Raw genomic sequence first — 20,117 nt, 5'->3', positions numbered from 1 at the left:
GCAACGAAAGGGCATAATTTTCAAGTAGTAAGCCTTTAATTTCGAAAAAATCAATACCTTTATAGGACGAACAGCATTTTAAGCGATATGTCAGCACTTACTTTCGACAAAAGCGAATTGGGCAACCTGGAGTACTCGCTCCAGCGGGAGATGCTCTCCACGGACCGCATCGGCGGATACATGAGCACGACGATCGTCTGCTGCAACACCCGCAAGTACCACGGTCTGATGGTAGCCCCCATCGACGACAGCGGCCGGACCTTTGTCCTGCTGTCGTCGCTCGACGAGACCGTCGTGCAGCACGACCAGACGTTCAACCTGGCGCTGCACCGTTTCAAGGGGACCTACGAACCCCGCGGCCACAAATACATCACCGACTTCGAGTACACGCCCACCCCCACGATCACCTACCGCGTGGGCGGCGTGATCCTCAAAAAGGAGATGCTCTGGATTCACAAGCGCACGCAGCTAATGATCCGCTACACGCTCGTGGACGCGCACTCCGAGACCAAGCTGCGGCTGCGGCCGTTCCTCGCTTTCCGCGACAAGCACTGCCTGTCGAAAGCCAACATGGAGGCCGACGGCCACTCCTACCCGGCCGTCAACGGCGTCAAGTGCCGCCTCTACGGCTCTTTCCCGTGGCTCTACCTCCAGACGAGCAAGCCCGGCACGGAGTTCGTGCCCGCACCCGACTGGTACTACGGCTTCGAATACCAGCAGGAGCTTGCGCGCGGCTACGACGGCTACGAGGATCTGATGACCACGGGCTACTTCGAAGTCGACCTCAAAAAGGGCGAAAGCGTCATCTTCTCCGCTTCGCTCGACGAGATGGGTTCGACCAAGACCATCGAGGAGGTCTTCAACGCCTCGATCGCCCGCCGCACGCATAAGATCGACTTCATCAGCTGCCTCGAGCACTCGGCGCGCCAGTTCCTCATCCGCCGTCCGGGCGACCGCACAGAGGTGGTGGCGGGCTATCCGTGGCACGCCGTCTCGGGCCGCCAGACCTTCGTGGCGCTCCCGGGCATCACGCTCGGCCAGGGCCACAAGGAGGACTGCATCGACGCACTCGACACGCAGGTCCGCGCCATGCGCGAGGGCATGTTCGCCCAGCCGGCTTCGGCCGCGTTCGAGGCGGACGCTCCGCTCTGGTTCTTCTGGACGCTGCAGCGGCTCGAAGCGCAGCTGGGCGGCCAACAGATCTGGGAGCGCTACGGCAAGGCGATGAAGGAGATTCTCAAAGCCTACAAGCAGGGGATCGCCGGCCGCGTCGTACTGAACGACAACGGACTGGTGTGGGCCTGGTCGGAAGACCTGCCCCTCACGTGGATGAACTCGGTGGTCGAAGGACGCGCCGTGACCCCGCGCAGCGGCTACGCCGTGGAGATCAACGCCTTGTGGTACAACGCCGTCTGCTACGCGCTCGCGCTAGCCGAACAGAACGGCGACACGGCCTTCGTCAAGGCGTGGAAGAGCCAGCCCGAGAAGACGCGCCGCGCGTTCAACGAGCTGTTCCGCCTGCCGGGCGGCTGTCTGGCCGACTACGTGGGGGCCGAGGGTGCGAACGATCAGATTCGCCCCAACATGATTCTCGCCTGCGGTCTTCCCTATAAGATGATCGACGAGACGATGCAGGTCGAGGTGATCCGCACCGTCCGCCAGCACCTGCTCACCCCCAAGGGGCTGCGCACGCTCACGCCGCGCAATCCGCTCTACAAGGGTTCGCAGGAGGGTACGCCCGACGAGCGCGACTTCGCGGCCAAGAACGGTTCGGTATGGCCCTGGCTGCTGTCGTTCTACGTAAAGGCGTGCTTCGACATCGACGGCGAGAAGTTCCTGCCGCAGGCCGAGGAGATTCTGGCGGGCTTCGACGAGGAGATTCAGACCTACGGCATCGGTTCGATCGGCGAACTGTACGACGCCGACCCCCCGTTCTCGCCCCGCGGAGCCATTTCGCAGGCGTGGAGCGTGGCCGCCGTGCTGGACATCCACGCCATGATCTGCGCGCACAAACCCGCCGGGCGGAAGCAGGCCGAACCCGCGGCCAAGGCTGCAACCGCCAAGGCCGCTGCCAAGCCCGCCAAAACAGCGGCTCCGGCAAAGGCCGCGACCGCCGCAACCGCAAAGGCAGCCAAGCCGGCCGCAAAAGCCCCCGCGAAAAAAGCGGCGGCTGCGAAGGCGAAGAAATAAGTAAGTCGGATTCGCACGCGAGCGTCGACCGGGAACGTGCCGAGGGGAGCCTCCGTCCGGGACGGGGGTTTGGAGTGGGTCGCACCCGCAGACCGGGCGGAAAGCCGCGGATGCGGGACGCGAAAAAGCGAGAACGAGATAGATTATCAGTAAAAGCAAAGGATTAGTTATGAGAGTTTTAATGTTCGGTTGGGAATTTCCGCCCCACATCGCCGGTGGTCTGGGAACGGCCTGTTACGGCATGACGCGCGGACTGGCGCGCAACGGGGTCGAGGTGACCTTCGTCGTTCCGCACGCTTACGGCGATGAGGACCAGCGCTTTACCCACGTTCTGAACGCCAGCGACGTAGAGGCCCTTTACGGCTCCACAGGCAGCGGCGCCGACGATATCCTGGAGAAGATGTCGTTTATCCACATCGACTCGAACATGGTCCCCTACATCTCCCCCGAGGAGTACGAAACCTACCACGAGCAGTTCGTCAAGACGGGCCAGACGACCTGGTCGACGACCGACTCCTGGAAGCAGCGCTACACCTTCTCGGGCAAGTACGGCGCCAACCTGATGGAGGAGGTGGCCCGCTACGCGGTGGTCGCCGCCCAGGTGGCCAAGGACCTCGAAGGTCAGTTCGACGTGATCCACGCCCACGACTGGCTCACCTACTACGCGGGAATCGCCGCGAAACGGGTATCGGGCAAGCCGCTGGTGGTGCACATGCACGCCACGGAGTACGACCGTTCGGGCGAGAACGTCAATACGCAGGTCTACGCCATCGAGCGCGCCGGCATGCACGCCGCCGACCGCGTGATCGCCGTGTCGAACCTCACGCGCAACATCGTCATTACCCGCTACGGCGTACCGGCCGACCGCGTGGTGACGGTGCACAATGCCGTGCGCTTCGCCGAGAAGAGCTCCGAGGCGCCCGAGCGCGGCGTCGAGGACAAGATCGTCACCTTCCTGGGCCGCATCACCTACCAGAAAGGTCCCGACTACTTCGTCGAGGCAGCCGCCAAGGTGCTCAAACGGGTTCCCAACGTGCGCTTCGTGATGGCCGGTTCGGGCGACATGATGAACCACGTCATCCGCCGCGTGGCGCGGCTGGGCATCGCCGACCGCTTCCACTTCACGGGCTTCCTGCGCGGCGAGGACGTACACAAGATGTTCCAGCTGTCGGACGTCTACGTCATGCCCTCCGTCTCGGAGCCGTTCGGCATTTCGCCGCTCGAGGCCATGCGCTCGAACGTGCCGGTGATTATCTCCAAGCAGAGCGGCGTGGCCGAGGTGCTGGATTACGCCGTGAAGGTCGACTACTGGGACGTGGACGCCCTGGCCGATGCGATCTACGGACTGATCGAATACCCCGCCCTGTCGGGCATGTTCGCCTCGAAGGGTTTGGAGGAGGTCACCAACCTCAAGTGGAACGACGCCGCGGCCAAGATCAAGGCCGTCTACGAAGCCGCGATAGAAGAGAATAAAGAACAATCAAAATAACCCCGTTATGAAAACCGTCTGCTTATATTTCCAGGTACACCAGCCCTGGCGACTGAAGAAATACCGTTTCTTCAACATGGGCAAGGACCACTACTACCTGGACGACCTGATGAACCGCTCGATCATGCAGAAGGTCGCCCGGCAGTGCTATCTGCCGATGAACGCCCTGCTGCTCAAGCTCATCAAGGAGAACAAGGGCAAGTTCCGCTGCTCGTTCTCCATCACGGGCATCGCCGTCGAACAGTTCCGCGCCTATGCGCCCGAAGTGCTGGAGTCGTTCAAGGAGCTGGCCGCCACGGGCTGCGTGGAGTTCCTGGCCGAGACCTACTCCCACTCGCTCGCATCGCTCGCATCGAAGGAGGACTTCGCGGAACAGGTGAAGCTCCACACCGCCATGCTCAAGAAAGAGTTCGGCGTGAAACCCACCGCCTTCCGCAACACGGAGCTGATCTACTCGGACGAGATCGGCGCCGCGGTCGCCGAGATGGGCTTCCGCACGATGCTGGCCGAGGGGGCGAAGCACATTCTGGGCTGGAAGTCGCCCAACTACGTCTACGCCAACGCCATAGACCAGAAGCTCCGGCTGCTGCTGCGCAACTACAAGCTCTCGGACGACATCGCATTCCGCTTCTCGAACCAGAGCTGGGACCAGTATCCGCTGACCACCGACAAGTACGTCAAGTGGCTGGCATCGGACGAGACCCCGGGCGAGGTGATCAACCTGTTCATGGACTACGAGACCTTTGGCGAGCACCAGACCGCCGACACGGGCATCTTCGACTTCATGAAGTCGCTGCCGAAAGCCGTGCTGGCCAAGAAGAACAACCTGGAGTTCGCCACCGTATCGGAGGCTGCCAAGAAGCACCAGCCCGTGGCCGTGCTCCACTGTCCGCACGTGATGTCGTGGGCCGACGAGGAGCGCGACGTGACCGCCTGGCTGGGCAACGAGCTGCAGAACGAAGCCTTCTCGAAGCTCTACGCGCAGAAGGAGAAGGTCGCCCAGCTCAAAAACGCCGACTTCGACTACGTATGGAGTTTCCTCCAGACCTCCGACCACTTCTACTACATGGCCACCAAGTGGCTGTCGGACGGCGACGTGCACTCCTACTTCAACCCCTACGACTCGGCTTACGACGCCTTTATTAACTACATGAACGTCCTTTCGGACTTCATCATCGAGTTGGACAAGGCCGTCGCCGCCAAGCCCGCCAAAGCGGCCAAGACCCCTGTCGGGCAGACCGTCTGACCGACTGCCGGAGAGGCCGGAGAGGCCGGAGAGACTGGAGAGGCCGGAGAGACCGGAGAGGCCGGAAAGGGATGGCTGGAGAGACTGGAAAGCTGTGAAGGCTGGAAAGGCTGGAAAGCCAACAGGCTGTTCCCCGGTTAGGACCGCACTCGTGTCCGCTTCCCCGAGAACGTCAACAGGAAAGAGAGCCGACAACTCCCTGTTTCCGGTAAGAACTTAAAATGAATCACCCCCGCCGCGGAGAGCCGCAGCGGGGGTGATTTTATTTGGGACCCGCCTTTACAACAGCCCCAGCGACTTGCTGCGGGCCAGCATGCAGGCGCCGATCACCCCGGTCTTTCCGCCATTTTTCGACAGGCGGATGGTGGTGTCCTTGCTCACCAGCATGAGCGAATATTTGTTGATGGCGCTCTTGATGGGCAGCATCAGGTAGTCTTTGGCCACGGCCAGCGCCCCGCCGATGACGATCAGTTCGGGATTGAACATATTGATCAGCCCCGCGATCGCCTTGCCTAGCTGATGTCCGACCTCCTCCAGAATCTCAATGGCCAGCACGTCCTCCTTCAGCAGGGCGCCCAGGATGTCGCCCAGCGTGATCTCCTCGCCCCGGTTGAACTTGTCCGAGAGCATCGAGACGCGCCCCTCCCGCAATCTTTCGAGGAACATGCGGTGCACGGCCGAACCCGAAGCGCCCGTTTCGAGACACCCCCGCTTGCCGCAGCGGCAGATGATCTCGTTGTCGAAGAAGGGGAAGTGGCCGAACTCGCCCGAGAAGCCCGACTTGCCGTAGAAGAGCTTGCCGTCGATAATCATCCCCACGCCCAGCCCCCAGCTGGCGTTGACGAAGAGCATCGTCTTTTCGCCCGACGCCACGCCGCACATGTATTCGCCGTAGGTGGCCGCGCGCGTGTCGTTCTCGATGTAGACCGAGCACTTCAGCCGCTCCTCCAGCAGCATGGCCAGCGGCTGCTCCTCGACGAAGAAATAGCTGTAACTGTACCCGGTCCGCGAATTGACGCGGCCCGAGATGTTGACCCCTACGGCCAGCAGCTTCTCGCGCGGCACGGCGCACTTGGCCAGAAACGAAAGGATGATCTCGCAGAGCCGGTCGAGCGACTGGAGCGAATTCTCCATCACCAGGTGGATGTTGCCCTTCGTGTGGGCGATCTGCCCCTTGAAGTTGATAATGGCCAGCTCGACCGAGTCCTTGCGCACGTCGACCCCCATGAAGTAACCCGCATAGGGGTTCAGTCCGTAGATGTTGGCGCGCCGGCCGCCCGTCGTGCCCTGCTTGCCGAAGTCGTAGACGAACCCCTCCTCCATCAACTCGCCGATGAGTTTGGTGACCGTCGGCACGCTCAGGTTCATCGCCTTGCTCAGGTCGGTGATGCTGAAGTCGCCCCCGACGATGTAGCGGCCGATGATCTGCTGTTTGAGGATCGCACTCTTTTCGCCTTTGATCGCTTGGGTGAGAAAGGTGTCCATAGGTGATATTCCGTTGCGGTTTCTTGCCCTAAAGATAGCAAAAAATTCGTGTCCGGACAACAAAACGCCCAATTATGCCCTGCTAAATAGTAAATAAATTTATTGTAATAGGAAAATCTTTGTAAAAAATATTATTAAGATTATTTGTTGGGATAATTTTAATTATTATATTTGTCCCTGTAAACCGCCCGAACAGCTTCAATTCCGACCTTTTTAAAACACAACCCGATAAAACTAACCGAATGAAACGATTCTACCTGTTTTGCTGCATGCTGACGGCCGCATTGTGCGCGTCCATGCTGCTCGCCTGCGACGACGGCCTGCGGGACGTCGAGTACACCTACCCCGATCCGGATGCGGAAGTGAAGCCGGAACCGCCCGTGAGCGGCTATCCCGAAGGGCTGACCGTGACGGAGTTCACCCACAAGCTCTCCTCCGACAAGCAGTGCATCGGCTTCGTGGCCATCGCCGACCTGAAGAAGAATCCCAAGCTGCGGTTCAACGCGGTGCACCTGCCCGCGCCCAAGAAGCCGACGGCCATCCACCGCGAATTCGCCGCCAAGGGCAAGGGTCAGCCCCTCGTCACCACCAACGCCGGATACTGGTACGCCGGCAATTCGCTGAGCCTGCTGATCTCGGACGGCATCGTTCAGTCGATCGAGAACCAGACCGTAACGCGCAAGAACGACCAGGGGCAGGACGTGACGGTCTACCCCGTCCGCTCGTCGTTCGGCCAGCATGCAGACAATTCGTTCGAAACCACCTGGATTTATTGCGTGCTCGACAAGAACGACGCCCCCTACTCGTTCCCCTCGGCGCTGGACAACGACGAGCAGACCAAGACCTGGATGCCTGCGCCTCCCACCTCCGCCACGCCCGGCGCCAAGCCGTGGACCCCGCGCGAAGCGGTCGGCGGCGGCCCGATGCTCGTGAAGGAGGGCAAGAACGTCGCGGTGGAGAACTATTGGAAAGAGGCTTTCGACGGAGGAGGCATCGCCGGCACGTCGCGCCAGCCCCGCACGGCCATCGGAGCCACGGCGGACGGCAAGCTGATTCTTTTGGTCTGTGACGGCCGCAACATGCGCGGCAGTGCCGGCTTCACGCTCTCGGAACTGGCCGACAAGATGATCTCCTACGGGGCGGTCGACGCCATCAACCTCGACGGCGGCGGTTCGTCGACCTTCGTCGGCAAGGACGGCACCGTGCTCAACCGTCCGAGCGATACGGGCAGCAAGGAGACACTGGTCGAGCGCAGCATCTCCACGGCCGTCGTAATTTCGCTGACCGAATAACACCTTATAGAATGAAAAAACTGCTGACCGCACTTTTCGCCGCCGCCGGGCTTATCGCCTGCGGCGGCCCTGCGGCTTCGCCGGAAAAGCCCGTCTACATGTGGGTCGACTGCGAGGCCAACTTCGCGCGCATGAGCACGCCCGACTCCATCGGCTGCTACCTCAACCGCCTGCACGACATGGGCATCGACAACGTGGTGGTCGACGTCAAGTCGATCACGGGCGAGGTGCTCTATAAGAGCGATATCGCCCCCTACATGGGCGAGTGGGAGGGGACGACCCGCAGCGAGGAGTACGACATGCTGGGCCACTTCATCGAGATGGGCCACCGCCTCGGCATGAAGGTCTACGCCTCGCTCAACGTCTTCGCCGGCGGCCACAACTACTTCGACCGCGGCATCATCTACTCCGAGCATCCCGAGTGGCAGTCGACGGTCTACTGGGAGGGCAAGCTTATGCCCATCAGCCAGATGAAGTGGAACTACAACGGCATGCTCAACCCCGCGAACCCCGCCGTACAGCAGTACGAGCTGGACATTCTCAAGGAGTTCGCCCGCAAGTACCCCGCAGCCGACGGCATCGTCTTCGACCGCGTGCGCTACGACAACATCACCTCCGACTTCTCGCCCCTGTCCAAGGAGCTTTTCGAAGCCTACGCCGGGGTGCGCGTCGAACGCTACCCCGACGACATCCTCTACTGGGAGAAAGACGCCGAGGGCAAACAGCAGTGGCGCGAAGGCAAGCTCTTCAAGGCGTGGGTCGAGTGGCGCGCTTCGGTCATCCACGACTTCATGCAGCGGGCGCACGACGAGCTGAAAGCCATCAACCCGCAGCTCGAACTGGGCGACTACACGGGCGCGTGGTATCCCACCTACTACCAGGTGGGCGTGAACTGGGCCAGCCGGGAGTACGACCCCTCGAAGGAGTTCGCCTGGGCGACGCCCGCCTACAAGAACACCGGTTACGCCGAACTGCTCGACCTCTACATGACGGGGCTTTACTACACGCTGGTGACCAAGGACGAAGTGGACCGGGCCAACGGCGCAGTGGGCAGGCGGACCGAAGCGGGCATGGACGACAGCCGCAGCTACTGGTACTGCGTCGAGGGCGGTGCGGAGCTGGTGCGTGAACTGACGCGCAACGCCGCGCCCGTCATCGGCTCGATCTACGTCGAGCAGTACGAGGGCGACGCGCAGCAGTTCGAACGGGCCGTCCGTCAGGCGATGCAAAGCACCGACGGGGTGATGATCTTCGACCTGGTGCACATCGTCAACCGCAACTGGTGGGACGCCTTGCAGCGGGGCATCGATGCTTCAGACCAAACTCAACAATAACCAACTAACCTAAACGCAATTCTATGAAAGAGATCTTCTCTGTTTTCAGGAATTCCCTGACAGCCGGCTGCATGACCTTGCTCCTGCTGCTCGTCTCGGGCGACGCATTCGCCCAGAACAGGGTTACGGGACAGGTCACCGACCAAAGCGGGCAGCCGCTGACGGGCGTGACCGTGATCGCCGTGGGAACCAACACCGGCACGACCACCGATTCGCAGGGACGGTATGCGATCTCCGTGAAGAACGGAGCCACGCTCGAATTCAGCTTCATCGGCATGCTGTCCGAGCGTAAAAGCGTGGGGGGGGGAAACACCGCCCTTGACGTCGTTCTCAAGGAGGACACCGCCGAGGTCGACGAAGTGGTCGTCGTCGGCTACGGCACGCAGCGCAAGGCCAGCATGACGGCCGCCGTGTCGCAGATTCAGGGCGACGACCTGCTCAAAGCGCCCATCTCCAACATCTCGCAGGGTCTCGCGGGCCGTCTGCCGGGCCTTTCGTCGGTTCAGAACTCGGGCCAGCCCGGCGCCGACCAGGCCACGCTCAACATCCGCAACTCGCGCAGCGGCATCCTCTACATCGTCGACGGCGTACCCCGCTCGATCAGCGACATCGACCCTAACGACGTCGAGTCGGTCTCGCTGCTCAAGGACGGCGCGGCATCGGCCGTCTACGGTCTCCAGGCTGCGGGCGGCGTGATGATCGTCACCACGAAAAAAGGCCGTCAGGGCCGTTCGACCGTCACCTACCGCGGTTCGGTCGGCGCTTCGATGAACACCTCCTACCCCGAATTTCTCGACGGACCGGGCTACGCCTACTGGTACAACCGGGCGCTGGAGCTGGACGGCAAGCAGCCCATCTTCACCCGCAAACAGGTCGACATGATGCTCAACGACGACTCGAGCGACGGCTGGGGCAACACCAACTGGTTCGACGAGGTTTTCGGCACGGGCATCACCCAGCAGCACAGCATCACCTCCACGGGCGGCAACGACAAGATCAACTACTTCGCTTCGCTGGGCTACCTGGGACAGGATGGTAACATCGAAAGTTTCGAGTACGACCGCTACAACCTGCGTACGAACATCGAGGCCAAGATCGCCAACGGCGTGACCTTCACGCTGGGCGTCGCCGGACAGATCGGTGACAACAAGTCGCCCGGCTACGCCGCCGGCGGTACGTCGGGCACGGCGGTCGCCTCGGGCAACCAGCCCTGGCTTTCGATCGCCGAGCAGGCGGCTTTCGCTCATCCCTACATTCCGATGGAGTACGAAGGCATGCCGACGGCCAGTCTGAACGGCTACCAGAACACGATCAACCCCGTTGCGGCGACCGAACTTTCGGGGCAGAACAAGTCGCAGACGATCGCCCTGCAGACCAACGCAGCCCTGCAATGGGACCTTCCGTGGGTTCCCGGATTGAGCATCAAGGCGATGGGTTCCTACGACCGCAGCGCCACCACGGCCAAGAACCTCTCCACGCCCTACTACGTGATGCTGGCCGCCACGCCCGACTCGAACACCGACCACATCACCTACAAAAAGGCGCTCGATGCCCGCAACACGGCGTCGGTGGGCCTTACAGAGGGCTACACGCAGTGGCAGCGCATCACCTCGCAGCTGAGCCTGAACTACTCGTTCGAAAAGAGCGGCCACAAAGTCGAAGCGCTGGCGCTGCTCGAAACGCGCGACTACAAGACCAACAAGTTCGGTGCACGCGGCAAGGACCTCTCGATCCCCGAACTGCCCGAACTGACCGGCAACGGCGTCCAGCCCGCCACCAACCCTATTTACGGCAGCAGCAACGCCAACCGCGCCGTGGGCTTCGTCTTCCGCGCCAACTACGCCTACCAGAACCGCTACTTGCTCGAATTCTCGGGCCGCTACGACGGTTCGTACAAGTTTATCGGCAACATCTCGGGCAAACGCTGGGGCTTCTTCCCCTCCGTATCGGCCGGCTGGCGCATCTCCGAGGAGAAGTTCTTCGCTTCGGCCCGCAAAGTGGTCGACAACCTGAAGATCCGCGCCTCGTTCGGTACGACGGGCAGCGACACGGGCAGTTCGGCCTACGCCTTCCTGAGCACCTTCAATCCGCAGTTCTCCTATCCGAGCGTGGTGATCGGCGGAACCGGCCTGAACGGTCTGCAAACTACGGTAGTTGCCAACGAGATGCTGACCTGGGAGCGTCAGCACAGCTACAACATCGGGTTCGACCTGAGCATGTGGCAGGGTAAGCTGGGTCTGGAAGTGGATGCCTTCTACAACTACACTTTCGACATTCTGGCGCCCAGCACGGGTTATCCCTTCTCGATGGGCGGCTACCACCCCAGTTTCGTCAACAACAATGCACAGGACGTGCGCGGTATCGACGTCAAGATTTCGCACCGCAACCAGGTCGGCAAGTTCAGCTACGGCGTGGTGCTGAACATGTCCTACGCCAAAGACCGCTGGCTGCGCTACGAGGACCTGCCCAATACACCTGACTACGCGCGGCACGTCGGCCACAGCCGCTCGATGTCGATGGGCTTCATCGCCGACGGGCTGTTCCAGAGCGAAGAGGAGATCGATAACTCGCCGTTCCTTGCGGGCGAGCGTCCCCGCGTGGGCGACATCAAGTACCGTGACCTCAACGGCGACGGCCAGATCACCTACGAGCAGGACCGTGCCTACATCGGCCGCGGGCAGCGTCCGCAGTTCACCGGCAGCCTCAACCTTTTCGGCAGCTGGAAGGGCATCGACGTCGACCTGCTGTTCGTAGGCGCGGCCATCTGCGACGTATCGCTGACGGGAACCTACTACAACTGGAACGAGGACCACACCATCTTCACCAAACCCTTCAAGGCCGGCGCCAACGCCCCGCGCTACCTGGTCGAGAACGCCTGGACGCCCGAGCACCCCGATGCCGAATATCCGCGTCTGTCGATCAACGCGCCCAACACCAACAACGCCTACGCCTCGTCGTTCTGGTACCGCGACGGCAAGTATCTGCGCCTCAAATCGGCTTCGATCGGCTACACCTTCCCCAAAACATGGATGAACAAGATCGGACTGGGCAAGCTGCGCGTTTACGTCGAGGGAACCAACCTCTTCACCGTATCGGGCCTTCCCGAGGGCATCGACCCCGAGTGGCCCGGCGTATCGAACGGCTACTATCCGCAGCAGCGCACCGTCGTGGGAGGTCTGGAACTTACATTCTAACCCGTTAACAGCATTTACTATGAAAACCAGCATAATCAATATCCTCGCCGTCTGCGCCGGCACGCTCGCACTCTCGGGCTGTACCGACTGGCTCGATATGACCCCGACCGACAAGCTGACGGACAAGATCGTGTGGGCCAATGCCGACTACGTCGAACAATACCTCAACAGCTCCTACCCTTACATCAACGTCTTCGGCAGTTTCGGCGGCGGCGAATCGCAGGTCGGACAGACCGAAGGTCTCACCGAGACGCTCAAATACGGTTCGATGGTCCCGGGTACGAACGTCGGTTTCCCCAACATCATCGCCTTTGCCGAAGGCGGCCTTAAAGCCTCGACGGCAGCGTTCCACTTCGGCGGCTGGGAGGACACCTACGTTCGCATCCGCCGTGTCAACGAGTTCCTTTACGGCCTGAACAAGTTCGGTTCCAGCCATCCGGAGGAGCTTAGATTGCAGTGGATCGCCCAGGCCCGCTTCTTCCGCGGCATGCTCTACTACGAGATGATCCGTCGGCACAAGAACGTCATCCTCTATGACGAGGACCTGCTCGCAATCTCGCGCGACCAGGCGCTCAGCACGGAAGAGGCCGGCTGGGATTATGTCTATGAGGACCTGAAGTTCGCCGCCGCCAACCTGCCCCCGAAAGTGGCCGCCAACCAGACCGGACGCCTCACCAGCGGCGCGGCGTATGCCCTGCTTTCGCGCGCCATGCTTTACGCCCAGCGCTGGCAGGCAGCCCGCGACGCTGCCGAGGAGGTTTTTAAGCTCGGCTACGAACTGATGCCCGGCACGACGGCCGCCGACTACGCCAAAGCCTTCACCTCGGCACAGGCGGGCAACACGGAAGCCATCCTCGAATACAACTACCTCACCTCGGGTCCCAACCACTCGTGGGACGACCTCTTCATGCCGGGCGGCGACTACACCACCAAGGGCGGCCGCGCCACCCCGACGCAGGAGATGGTCGAATCCTATGAGAAAGCCACCACCGGCGGCTACCCCGACTGGACGCCGTGGCACACCACGACCGGAACGACCGATACGCCTCCCTGGGACCAGCTGGAGCCTCGCTTCCACGCCTCGGTTCTCTACAACCAGGCCGACTGGAAAGGCCGCAAGATCGAGCCGTTCATCGGCGGCAAGGACGGCTGGCACAACTTCGACGACGGTTCGGACGTGGCCGGACGCACCACGACGGGTTACTACCTGCGCAAGATGCTCGACGAGAAGCACACCGACTACACGCTCAAGAGCACGCAGCCCTGGATCGCCATCCGACTGGCTGAAGTAATCCTCAACCACGCCGAAGCATGTTACATGCTGGGCGACAAGACCTCGGCGGCCGCCGACCTGAAGCGCATCCGCAACCGCGTGGGTCTGCCCGACACCAACCCCAAATATACGGACGTACTGGAGGCCATCCGCCAGGAGCGCAAGATCGAGCTGTATTGTGAAGGCCACCACTGGTGGGATATGCGCCGCTGGGGACTGGCCGACAAGGAATTCACGGGCCGCAACCTCGTCCACGGTCTGAAAATCGAGAAGCAGGGCGCCGAATTCGTTTACACCTACGTCAGTGTCGACGGCAGCCACGAGCGGCTGTTCGAAAAGAAACTCTACCGCATTCCGCTGCCCGAAGAGGAGTTGAACGGCAATTCGGCCGTACAGCAGTTCTCCGAATGGCTTTAATCACCACCCCTAAAGAATCAAGAGTATGAAAAAACAGATAATCATGATGTTCGCGGCCACGGCGGCTCTCCTGAGCGCCTGCCATGAGCCCGATGAGCTGATCATCCCCGAGGGCATACAGGGGCTGAACAGCGTTTCGGCCCAGTTCGCCACGGGCGACTACAAGAACGACGCCACGGCCAAGTTCACCACCCTGGTGACGGAGGCCAACAAGGACCGCATCGTCATCGACGTGCCCTGGTTCTTTCCCGAATCGAGCGACAACCGCAGCGAACTCTCGCAGATGCGCGTGACGGCCAACATCGACAACAACTGCTCCATCACGCCCATGCTGGGCACGCTCGATCTGACGCAGGAAAACTGGTTTACGCTCATCCACGCCGACGGCTCGACCCACGAATTTTGCATCACGGGTAATCTGAAGAAGTCGGACAAGTGCGAGATTATCACGTTCACTACCGACACTCCGGCCATCACGGGCATCATCGACAACGACCTGAACACGATCTCGCTCATCTCGGCCGACGACCTTTCGGCCGTGACGGCACAGGTGATCCTCTCACCACACGCCACCATCACGCCCGACCCTGCCGTTGCGGCCAACTACGAGGGTGACGGGATGAAGTTCACCGTAACGGCCAACGACGGAGTAACCAAGCGCGTCTACACGGTCAGCAAGCAGGTTCCGCCCAAGGTCAAATACGGCTGGCGTGCCGGCAGCGAAAAGGAGGTTTGGCAACAGACGGCCCTCGACAAACTCGGCATCGTTAACGCAGCCGGCAAGAACTACTCACTGGCAGCTTCGGGCGACAAGCTGATCCTCTCGACCGGTGCGGACAAGTACCTCTTCAAGCGCGCTACGGGCGACTTTATCGGCGCGCATGACATGAAGGGCGTATCGGCCAACGGATGCGTGACGTCGGACGATGCGGGCAACATCCTCTATGCAACGCAGGCCGACCCGAACGCCGAGTTCCGCATCTACACGGCGGAATCGACCGACCAGACACCCACGCAGCTGCTCTCTTACACCAACGCCACGGGCGCCTCGATGGGCAAGCACATCTCCGTGAGCGGTGACGTGAAGGGCGATGCTATCGTCACGGCAGTGATCTACACATGGAACGGCGTCACCTGCAAGTTCCTCCGCTGGGTCATTACCGGAGGCGTCGTAGCCAAGCCCGAGATGGTTACCGTAACGGGCGCCACCGCCGGCTGGAACGGCAACGGCCACGCCGACGTGGAGGCCAGCTCGTCCAACCCCGACGATCCCTACTACCTGTCCTATTACAGCGCCAACAAGCTCTTCCGCGTCGACGCCACGGGCGCCGTCACCAGCTCGATCGGCACGGCTACCTGGGGTGCGAACTCCAACTACAACTGCGTCGACGTCTGCACCTTCAACCAGGCGAAATACGCGGCGATCTACACCGGTTCGCACTTTACCTACGGCGAATTCAAGGCTTACATGTTCGACGTGACCTCGCCCGCACCGCTGGAGGGTCTCTGCGACACGTCACCCTCGAAGGTCTTCGTCTCAGGCGAATACAAGCCGGCCGCAGGCGTGGTTAACGCCACCAGCGACGTGCTGATGGTAGCCTCGCCCGACGGTTACAAGCTGAGCCTCTACTACACCGATGGCAACACCAATGCTTTGGTTGCCTGGGAATTCGACTGCATCGACAAATAGCCGATCACTCTTTGCCTGCATCCCCCTGACCGGGGGTGCAGGTCCTAAACGACGACAAACACAAAACCGAAATGAAACCGACAACCAATCTGCGGACCCTTCTCTTCCTGGCAGGCGCACTCATCGCCCTGCCCCTTGCGACGGTCTCCTGCTCCTCGGAGGACGAAACGCCCGAATGGCGGTGGCCCGACCCCGAACCCGATCCCGACCCGGACCCCGATCCGGACCCCGCCACCGAGAAACCCCGTTACATCTGGGTCGACGCGGCGGCCAACTTCCCCGATTTCGCCAACAGCCGCGAAAACATCGTCCGCGATCTTAAGCTGGCCAAGGACGCCGGCTTCTCGGACATCGTGGTCGACGTGCGCCCCACCACCGGCGACGTCCTGTTCCGCACCGACAAGTGCCAGCAGGTCGCCTGGCTGGGAGCATGGCTGCCCGGCGGCTATACGAAGATCGAACGCACGGCCGACTGGGACTACCTCGAAGCATTCCTCGAGGAGGGGCACAAGCTGGGGCTGAAGATTCACGCCGCCTTCAACACCTTCACCGGCGGCAACACCACGGCGCTGGGCAACGAGGGCGTTGTCTTCCGCGACAGCGAGAAGGCCAAGTGGGCCACGCAGCTCAACCTCGAGGGCGGCATCACCAGCATCATGAACACGTCGCAGGCGGCCAAGTTCTTCAACCCGCTGCTGCCCGAGGTGCAGACCTACATCTGCGACCTGCTGCGCGACCTGGCCGCCAACTACCCCGATCTGGACGGCATCATCCTCGACCGCGGCCGTTTCGACGGCTACACGAGCGACTTTTCGGACTACACGCGGAAGAAGTTCGAAGCCTACATCGGCCAGAGCGTCGAGAACTTCCCGGCCGACATCCTGCCCGCCGGAACCAAGTCGGGCATCCCCTCGCCGACGCCCAAGCACCTGTTGAAATGGCTTGAGTTCCGCGTGAAGGTGATCCACGACTTCATGACGAAGGCCCGTTCGACGGTCAAGGCCGTCAATCCGGACCTGCTGTTCGGCGTCTACGTGGGCGGCTGGTACGCCTCCTACTACGACGTGGGTGTGAACTGGGCCAGTCCCACCTACGACACCTCGGCGCATTTCCCCAAGTGGGCTACCCCCGAGTATAAAAACTACGGCTATGCCGACCAGATGGACCACATGCTCATCGGGGCCTATGCCAACCCGGGTGCGGTCTACGGCACGGGCGAATGGACCATGCAGGGCTTCTGCTCGCAGGCCAAGAGCAAGATCGGCACGGCCTGCAAGCGCGTGGCGGGCGGTCCCGACGTGGGCAACTGGGACAGCGACGACAAATTCACGCAGGCCCAGGAGAACGAAGCGATCCGTCGGTCGGTGGCGGCGTGCTACGACGCCTGCGACGGCTACTTCCTTTTCGACATGATCCACCTCAAGAAAGCCGACCAGTGGTCCTACGTCAAGGCCGGCATCAGCGAGGTTCTCAACCGTTAAAGCCATGAAAAAACTCCTTATCACGCTGGCAGCCATCGTCTGCCTCGCGGGCGTGCGGGCCCAGAAGTTCCACAACGCCTACTACGACACGCGCATCGCCGCACACCAGTTAGAAGGTCTTGCGCCGAACGCCATCATCTTCCTGGGCAACAGCATCACCGAACAGGGGTGGTGGCAGGTGCTGATCCCCGGCCGGAAGGTCGAGAACCGCGGCATCGGCGGCGACAACACCTACGGCATGCTCGACCGCCTGCCCGACATACTGAAAAGCAATCCGCGGAAGATCTTCCTGATGGCGGGCATCAACGACCTGACGGCGGGGCGCCCCGTGGACGAGATCGCGGCCAACATCGCCAAAATCTCGGAGATGGTCCATGCGGCGTGCCCCGACTGCCGGATCTACATCCAGAGCGTGCTGCCGGTCAACGACGCACGGCTCGCCTACCCCGCCATCAAGGGCAAGAATCCGCAGGTAAAGGAGCTGAACGCGCGCCTCGAAGCACTCTGCGCCCAGACCCCGTGGGCGACCTACGTCGACCTGTGGCCCCTCTTCTCCGACGGGGAGGGACAGCTGCGGCTGGAGCTGACCAAAGACGGCATCCACCTCCACCCGGCGGCGTACCAAATGTGGGTGAAACACCTCAAAAAGCAGAAACTGCTCAAGTGATCCCGATGCGACAGAGAGCCTATTCGATCGACCTGCTGCGCGGTCTGGCCATCCTGGGCATGGTCCTCTCGGGCCAGATGCTCTGGAACGCCGGACTTCCGGCGTGGATGTTCCATGCGCAGGTTCCGCCGCCCGATTTTACGTTCGATCCCGGCGTGGCGGGGATCACGTGGGTCGACCTGGTCTTTCCGTTCTTCCTCTTCTCGATGGGGGCGGCCTTTCCGCTCGCTCTGCGCCGGAAGATCGCCGAGGGCCGGTCGCACTTCAGCATCACCTCGGGCGTTGTGGTGCGCTGGGCGCTGCTCGTCCTGTTCGCCGTCGCGCTGGGCAACCTGCGCCCTGCGGCGCTGGGCGACGCGCTGCCCGCATGGGGCAAGGCGTGCGTGCAACTCGCAGTTTGGGGGCTGTTCTGCATGCTCTTCGTCCGCTCGCGGCGCCTCTCGCCGAGCCGCAACGCCTACCTCCACCTGGCAGGTGCGGCGGGGCTGATCGGGCTGATGCTCCTGAGCCGCTATGCGTTCCACGCTCCGGCGAGCGTCCAGCGCCACGACGTCATCATCCTCGTGCTGGCCAACATGGCCCTCTTCGGCACGGCGGTCTGGTGGTTCACGCGCGACCGGCTGCTTCTGCGGCTGGGCATACTGGCGCTGGTCGCCGCCCTAAAACTGGGTTCGGCGGTCGAGGGTTCATGGGACGCCGCACTCTGGGCGTGGGCCCCCGCCTCGTGGCTCTTCCGCGTCGATTTTCTCAAATACCTCTGCATCATCATCCCCGGAACCATTGCGGGCGACCTGCTCTGCCGCCAGCTGGCGGCCGCGCAACCCGATCCATCCCGAAACGGAACGGAGACATCTGCCCCGAAACCGGGCAGCACCGCAGCGGGCGCGGTGCTGGCGCTCGCCCTGGTGGCAATCAACCTCTGGGGGCTTTTCTCGCGCCAGCTGGTCGCCAACCTGCTCGCAACCCTTGTCGTGGGGCTTGTCGCCCGGCGGCTGCTCCGCCGAGAGCGTCCCGCGGGCGCAATCTTCGGCTGGGGCCTTTTCTGGCTCGTGCTGGGGCTGACGCTCGAAGCGCTGGAAGGGGGCATCAAGAAGGACTACGCCACGCTGAGCTACTTCTTCGTCACCTCGGGGCTTGCCTCGGCGGTCGTCGCGGCGGCCCATACGCTCCTCACCGAGCCGGGACGGGGCACGCGGTGGCTGATCCGCTGCGGACAGAACCCGATGGTCGCCTACACGGCGGCGGGGTTCGTCATCGCGCCGCTGCTGACCCTTACGCACCTCTCCGCTCCGCTGGCCCGCTTCGCCGCGCTGACGCCCTGGTGCGGATTCTGGCGCGGCGCGGCGATGACCGCGCTGGTGGCCGCCTTCACGGTGCTGCTCACCAAGCGAAAGATTCTTTGGAGAACCTAACACATACCTTATGAAGATAACAGGTACTTTTCTCGACGAAATAAGCCACGACATCCCCCATCAGAACTGGGGCGAAAAGGAGTGGGACGCCGATTTCGGCTACATGAAAGCCGCCGGCATCGAGTCGGTCATCCTCATCCGCTGCGGCTACCGCCGCTGGCAGACCTTCCCCTCGGAGGTGCTCACGCGCGAAGAGGGGTGCTATACGCCCCCGGTCGATCTGGTGGACATGTTCCTGCGGCTGAGCGACAAGTGGGGCCTCAAATTCTGGTTCGGGCTCTACGACTCGGGCAAATACTGGGATGCGGGCGACTACGCCGCCGAAGCGGCGCTCAACCGCCGCGTGATCGACGAGGTGTGGGCCCGCTACGGCCACCACCCCTCGTTCCACGGCTGGTACATCTCGCAGGAGTGCAGCCGCAACACGGGCCGCATCATCGACCTCTACGCTGGACTGGGCCGCTACTGCAAGGAGGTGTCGGGCGGACTGAAAACGATGATCTCGCCCTACATCGACGGCAGCAAGAACGTCAGCCAGTACGACGCCTCCACCTCGAAGCAGGGAGCCGTTACGCTCGAGAGCCACGAACGCGAATGGGATGCCATCTTCCGCGGCATCAGCGGCGCGGTGGACATCGTCGCCTTCCAGGACGGCCACGTCGGCTACGACGAGCTGGTCGACTTCCTGCGTGTCAACAAGCGGCTGGCCGACCGCTACGGACTGGAGTGCTGGACCAATTCGGAGACCTTCGACCGCGACATGCCCATCAAGTTCCTGCCGATCAAGTGGGAGAAGCTGTTGCTGAAGATGCGCCTGGCGGCCGAGGCGGGGTACGAGAACGCCATCACGTTCGAATTTTCGCACTTCATGTCGCCCCAGTCGGCCTACCTGCAGGCCGGACACCTTTACGACCGATACATGGAATACGTCAACTCAAGCCTCTGAT

General features: G+C 62.1%; 13 protein-coding genes. 12 read left to right on the top strand and 1 reads right to left on the bottom strand.

Annotation, left to right across the window (positions count from 1 at the left end):
* Positions 1–87 precede the first annotated feature (87 nt).
* From ACMO9O_RS04665 to ACMO9O_RS04655, 3 genes are all read left to right on the top strand, one after another.
* Positions 88–2,190, top strand: a complete 2,103-nt coding sequence (locus ACMO9O_RS04665) for a glycogen debranching enzyme N-terminal domain-containing protein (RefSeq protein ID WP_418982499.1) — start codon at positions 88–90, stop codon at positions 2,188–2,190.
* A 169-nt stretch (positions 2,191–2,359) separates the two neighbouring features.
* A complete protein-coding gene (locus ACMO9O_RS04660; protein WP_418982498.1) occupies positions 2,360–3,679 on the top strand; it encodes a glycosyltransferase family 4 protein in 1,320 nt (439 codons plus the stop codon).
* A gap of 7 nt (positions 3,680–3,686) precedes the next feature.
* The gene (locus ACMO9O_RS04655; protein WP_418982497.1) at positions 3,687–4,925 is read left to right on the top strand and encodes a glycoside hydrolase family 57 protein; all 1,239 of its coding nucleotides are present in this window, start codon (positions 3,687–3,689) and stop codon (positions 4,923–4,925) included.
* 279 nt (positions 4,926–5,204) lie between these two features.
* On the opposite strand, the gene ACMO9O_RS04650 is transcribed toward ACMO9O_RS04655, so the two are convergent.
* Positions 5,205–6,410, bottom strand: coding sequence for an ROK family protein (locus tag ACMO9O_RS04650; protein WP_418982496.1), 1,206 nt, complete (start codon positions 6,408–6,410; stop codon positions 5,205–5,207).
* A gap of 242 nt (positions 6,411–6,652) precedes the next feature.
* Between ACMO9O_RS04650 and ACMO9O_RS04645 the strand changes: the two genes are divergently transcribed.
* The 9 genes from ACMO9O_RS04645 to ACMO9O_RS04605 all read left to right on the top strand — a co-directional run bounded on the left by ACMO9O_RS04645 (position 6,653) and on the right by ACMO9O_RS04605 (position 20,116).
* A complete protein-coding gene (locus tag ACMO9O_RS04645; RefSeq protein WP_418982495.1) occupies positions 6,653–7,702 on the top strand; it encodes a phosphodiester glycosidase family protein in 1,050 nt (349 codons plus the stop codon).
* A gap of 11 nt (positions 7,703–7,713) precedes the next feature.
* Positions 7,714–9,036, top strand: coding sequence for an alpha amylase family protein (locus tag ACMO9O_RS04640; RefSeq protein ID WP_418982494.1), 1,323 nt, complete (start codon positions 7,714–7,716; stop codon positions 9,034–9,036).
* A 23-nt stretch (positions 9,037–9,059) separates the two neighbouring features.
* Positions 9,060–12,230, top strand: coding sequence for a SusC/RagA family TonB-linked outer membrane protein (locus tag ACMO9O_RS04635; protein WP_418982492.1), 3,171 nt, complete (start codon positions 9,060–9,062; stop codon positions 12,228–12,230).
* Positions 12,231–12,249: 19 nt separating this feature from the next.
* The gene (locus tag ACMO9O_RS04630; protein WP_418982491.1) at positions 12,250–13,920 is read left to right on the top strand and encodes a RagB/SusD family nutrient uptake outer membrane protein; all 1,671 of its coding nucleotides are present in this window, start codon (positions 12,250–12,252) and stop codon (positions 13,918–13,920) included.
* Between the two features lie 25 nt (positions 13,921–13,945).
* Positions 13,946–15,610 carry a DUF5018 domain-containing protein gene (locus ACMO9O_RS04625; protein WP_418982489.1) on the top strand — a complete coding sequence of 555 codons (1,665 nt, stop codon included), beginning with the start codon at positions 13,946–13,948 and terminating at the stop codon, positions 15,608–15,610.
* Positions 15,611–15,681: 71 nt separating this feature from the next.
* On the top strand, positions 15,682–17,091 hold the full coding sequence (locus tag ACMO9O_RS04620) for an alpha amylase family protein (RefSeq protein ID WP_418982487.1): 1,410 nt from the start codon (positions 15,682–15,684) through the stop codon (positions 17,089–17,091).
* A 4-nt stretch (positions 17,092–17,095) separates the two neighbouring features.
* Complete coding sequence (locus ACMO9O_RS04615; RefSeq protein WP_418982485.1) at positions 17,096–17,758, top strand: GDSL-type esterase/lipase family protein; 663 nt, start codon at positions 17,096–17,098, stop codon at positions 17,756–17,758.
* 5 nt (positions 17,759–17,763) lie between these two features.
* Entirely contained in the window at positions 17,764–19,170 is a 1,407-nt protein-coding gene (locus tag ACMO9O_RS04610) for a DUF5009 domain-containing protein (RefSeq protein ID WP_418982483.1), read from the top strand.
* Positions 19,171–19,180: 10 nt separating this feature from the next.
* On the top strand, positions 19,181–20,116 hold the full coding sequence (locus tag ACMO9O_RS04605; protein WP_418982481.1) for a DUF4434 domain-containing protein: 936 nt from the start codon (positions 19,181–19,183) through the stop codon (positions 20,114–20,116).
* Position 20,117 lies beyond the last annotated feature (1 nt).

It is taken from the genome of Alistipes sp. (genome assembly GCF_048465635.1).
GTDB lineage: Bacteria > Bacteroidota > Bacteroidia > Bacteroidales > Rikenellaceae > Alistipes.
Note: the sequence above shows the minus strand (reverse complement) of the source record. Positions and strands in the feature narration are given on the sequence as shown.